This window comes from Actinomycetes bacterium, from assembly GCA_024222295.1.
Taxonomy (GTDB): domain Bacteria; phylum Actinomycetota; class Acidimicrobiia; order Acidimicrobiales; family Microtrichaceae; genus JAAEPF01.
The window spans coordinates 1-1,056 of sequence record JAAEPF010000090.1 but is presented as its reverse complement, the minus strand read 5'-3'; the positions used below and the strand labels follow the sequence as shown (position 1 = coordinate 1,056).

Genomic DNA, 1,056 nt, shown 5'->3' with positions numbered 1-1,056 from the left:
GCCTCAAGCATCGCAATTTGCCGCGTCCAAACTACACGCATACGCTGTTTCGAGCAGCGCGGCCAACGCTGCGGGCGCCAAATTGTCTGCGCTCGGGGTTGCGCAGCTTGCCCGGCGCAAATTCGCCGCGCCGCGGGCGAACGCTGCAACTCTCCCAAAAGCGGATCCACACGTTCCGGCACGCGCCATGCCGCTAGCCCCGCCACGCGCCGTCCCCCGCCGCGCCTCACCCTCGCGCCCTCGCAGACACACAATCTAAAATGGCCAAGCTCGCTCTCGCCCTCCTCGCCGCCCCGGCCGTCGCCTTCGTGGCCCCCGGCCAGCAGGCCGCCTCCAAGGTCGTCGTCAAGGGCGACATCGGCGTCGACCCCGGGCCGATCGACCCCTCCGGCCCGTTCTGGGATGACCAGGAGGGCCTCGCCCGCCGCCGCGCCGTCGAGATCAAGCACGGCCGCATCTCCATGATGGCGTTCCTCGGCATGATGGTCCAGGAGCTGGGCATCACCTTCCCGGGCTCCATCAACCTCGATGGCTCGGTGCAGTTCTCGGACATCCTCAAGGACGGCATGGGCTTCCCGGCGGTCGCCAACATCCCGACGTTCGGCCTCTTCCAGATCGTCGCCTTCGCCGGCTTCGCCGAGATCGGCGCCATGCCCGCGGCCCAGTACACGGGCGGCCCGCAGAACCTCCCGGGCGGCTACGACGGCTCGGTCGGCACCATCCCCGGCGGCTACCCGTTCACGACGCAGATCGAGGACGTCACGGCGCGCAACCGCGCCCTCACGTGCGAGCTCCAGAACGGCCGCGCGGCCATGCTCGGCACGTTCGGCGCCATGTGCCACTCGTGCGTCGACTCGTGCGACCACCACTTCTTCTACCCGATCACGCACAACTAAGCGCGCGGCTGCTGAAGATGTTCGAGTTATTTCGTGATGCGCACTCACTCCGGGGCGACGGCGTAAGGAGGAGTGCCTAGTAGCCTTAGTAATCTTACACCTCAAACGCCACCACCGGCTCGGCCTTCCGTCTTGCAAGAGCGAGCGAATCTTCGCTTGC

General features: G+C 67.2%; 1 protein-coding gene. It reads left to right on the top strand.

The genetic code is table 11. The features are described 5' to 3' along the window. Positions 1-260 precede the first annotated feature (260 nt). On the top strand, positions 261-896 hold the full coding sequence (locus tag GY812_16975) for a hypothetical protein (protein ID MCP4437178.1): 636 nt from the start codon (positions 261-263) through the stop codon (positions 894-896). Positions 897-1,056: the final 160 nt, after the last annotated feature.

Bases quoted from the DNA above. Each gene is read 5' to 3' on its own strand.
- GY812_16975 (MCP4437178.1), top strand. From the start codon at position 261: ATGGCCAAGCTCGCTCTCGCCCTCCTCGCCGCCCCGGCCGTCGCCTTC.